This is a genomic window from Mycobacterium sp. TH-M116, from assembly GCF_057473685.1.
Genome location: NZ_JBYCLC010000138.1, coordinates 1 through 3,102, shown reverse-complemented (window position 1 = coordinate 3,102; position 3,102 = coordinate 1). Strand labels below are relative to the sequence as shown.

The window sequence follows — 3,102 nt, the reverse complement described above, 5'->3', positions numbered from 1 at the left end:
GTGTAGAAGTAGATGTTGGTGAAGTCGACGCCTTCCTCCGAGCCGTAGAAGATGTGCTCGCGGGCCAGGTAGCCGTGCAGGTTCATCTGCCCGAGCCCGATCGCGTGGGAGTCGTTGTTGCCCTGCTCGATCGAGGGCACCGAGGTGATGTGGGTCTGGTCGCTGACCGCGGTCAGCGCCCGGATGGCCACCTCGATGGTCTGGGCGAAGTCCGGCGAGTCCATCGCCTTGGCGATGTTCAGCGAGCCCAGGTTGCACGAAATGTCCTTGCCCACTGTGGCATACGACAAGTCCTCGTTGAACAACGACGGGGTGGACACCTGCAGGATCTCCGAGCACAGGTTGGAGTGCGTAATCTTGCCCTCGATGGGATTGGCCCGGTTCACCGTGTCCTCGAACATGATGTAGGGGTAGCCGGACTCGAACTGCAGCTCGGCCAGCGTCTGGAAGAACTCCCGCGCCTTGATCTTGGTCTTGCGGATCCGTGCGTCGTCGACCATCTCGTAGTACTTCTCGGTCACCGAGACGTCGGCGAAGGGCACCCCGTAGACGCGTTCCACGTCGTAGGGCGAGAACAGGTACATGTCCTCGTTGCGCTTGGCCAGCTCGAAGGTGATGTCGGGGATCACCACGCCCAGGCTCAGCGTCTTGATCCGGATCTTCTCGTCGGCGTTCTCCCGCTTGGTGTCCAGGAAGCGGTAGATGTCGGGATGGTGGGCGTGCAGGTACACCGCACCGGCACCCTGCCGGGCGCCCAGCTGGTTGGCGTAGGAGAAGGAGTCCTCGAGCAGCTTCATGATCGGGATGACACCCGAGGACTGGTTCTCGATGTTCTTGATCGGGGCGCCGTGCTCGCGAATGTTGCTCAGCAGCAACGCCACTCCCCCGCCGCGCTTGGACAGCTGCAGCGCGGAGTTGATCGAGCGGCCGATCGACTCCATGTTGTCCTCGATGCGCAAAAGAAAGCAGTTGTGCACGACAGTGCCACGAATCGTGTACGTGTGCGTGTCTTCGACGTGGAGGTTGTAGACCTTCGCCGGAATGTGCTGCGTGCGCGCCAGTTCGCGGATTCCGTACACGTGCCGGCCGTGCACGACCTGATAAGTCGTGCGCGACGAGCCCTTCTGGCCGATATAGTTGTGCAGGTTCTTGCCGACGTCGAAGATGAAATCTTCGTTCGCGCCGGGCAGACCGGGCACGAACACCTGTCCCGTCACGTTGCCCGCTTGGTTGACGTACTGACGGATCCTCGAGACGATCCCGACTCGGCGCAAAAGCAGCTGCACCTGATCGATCAGCTCCGGATTTACCAGGTCAAGCACCATGCCACCGGTGGTACTGCACCCGTCCCCGCGGAACAACCCGGCCAGCAGCCCCCGCTGGAACTCTTCGTCCGCCGTCAGGACATCGTGGGACAACCGCTTCGCGTGATACCCCGTCCCGACCAGGGAGAGGAACAACGACGCAACGACCTTGCTGTTGCACACCATCCGCACCGACTGGTCCGTCACGCTCTGGTGTATGGCGAGGTCCGCGGCGAACACCCGCTTGAATGCCGCCGCCAACTCCTGCTGGTACTCGAGTTCGTGTGTGCCGATGGTGAAGTGAATACCGTTGGCGGTCCGGCCCGCGGAACCTGACCGCTTGGAGATATGGCCTTCGGCGACGTACCAGCCGAGGATGAGGCCAAGATCGTACGACTCTTCGACGTAGCGATTCACCGAGATGAAGCTCATGTGGTGGCGTTGTTTGTTGCGGTGCTTGCGATCGGTGTTGACCTTGCGTATCAGTCCATCGACCTCTTCGTAGTCACCCGCGCCGACGTACTCCATCAGGTCATGGACGCGCCGCGACCGTCCCTCCAGCGGTGCTGCCGTCACGATGAAGTCGGTGGTACGAATGTCTTTGGCAGCCAGCCAGACGAATCCGTTGAACGGGTCGGCACCGTCGCCGTCGATCAGTGTCGGCACATCGCGTGCGGTCCACACCAGGATCGGGTGCTCCGGAGTGCACAGGATCGGCTCTTTGTGCCCGAAGTGTGAGATCGACATGAGGGCTTGATCGTTGGGGTTTTCGATGACCGACTCGACGACGGAGAAAGACCCGTCGTGCGAGAGCACCCGGTCACCTGCCCGCAGAGTTTCGATCGCCCGTGGCCCGTCAGGGGTATCCACTGGCGTTCCGGCGGGAAAGCAGCTCACCGGCTCGCCGCGCTGCTTCTTGCCCGAGTTCAGAAACGTCGGGGTGGCCGGCTGGAACCGGCCGTCGATGGTCTCGTCGACCAGCTTCTCGGCCAGCCCGGTGTCGCCGGCGGCCAGGGTCAGCGCCACCATGACGACGCGGTCCTCGAAGCGCTCCAGGTAGCGCTTGCCGTCGAAGGTCTTCAGCGTGTAGGAGGTGTAGTACTTGAACGCGCCCAAAAACGTCGGGAACCGGAACTTCTTGGCGTAGGCGCGGTCCAGCAGCTCCTTGACGAAGTTGCGCGAGTACCGGTCGAGAACCTCACGCTCGTAGTAGTTTTCGCGGATCAGGTAGTCGAGCTTCTCGTCCTGGTTGTGGAAGAAGACGGTGTTCTGGTTGACGTGCTGCAGGAAGTACTGCCGCGCGGCGAGCACGTCCTTGTCGAACTGGATTTTGCCGTCGGAGTCATAGAGGTTCAGCATCGCGTTGAGCGCGTGGTAGTCCGTTTCACCCGACCCGCCGACAAAGTGGGCGTGGGTGCCGGACGTTACAGCCTCTGCAACGACGGTTGGTGGCACGTCTGTTCCTTCCAGAAGTCGGAGAGCCCCGCGCGAACGGCATCGACGTCGTCGGGGGTTCCCATCAGTTCGAAGCGGTAGAGGTAGGGAACGCCGCACTTGCGGGAGATGACGTTGCCCGCGTAGGCGAATTCCGCACCGAAGTTGTTGTTGCCCGCGGCGATGACGCCGCGGATCAGCGACCTGTTGTGTTCGTTGTTCAAGAAGGCGATGACCTGCTTGGGCACGTAGCCGCCGGAGTTCAGGTCGGGGGTGGCCCGCCCGCCGCCGTAGGTGGGCAGGATCAGCACGTACGGGTCGTCGACCTCGATGCGGCCGTGCAGCGGTATCCGCGTGGCGGGAA

General features: G+C 62.3%; 2 protein-coding genes. Both read right to left on the bottom strand.

Annotation, left to right across the window (positions count from 1 at the left end; all coding sequences use genetic code 11):
* Positions 1-2,759, bottom strand: a 2,759-nt coding sequence (locus AC2VOK_RS06570) for a ribonucleotide reductase N-terminal alpha domain-containing protein (RefSeq protein ID WP_428899761.1), incomplete at its 3' end; no start/stop codon positions are given.
* Positions 2,729-3,102: class Ib ribonucleoside-diphosphate reductase assembly flavoprotein NrdI (gene nrdI, locus AC2VOK_RS06565; RefSeq protein ID WP_428899760.1), on the bottom strand; the 374-nt coding region annotated here is incomplete at its 5' end. The genes nrdI and AC2VOK_RS06570, both read right to left, overlap by 31 nt.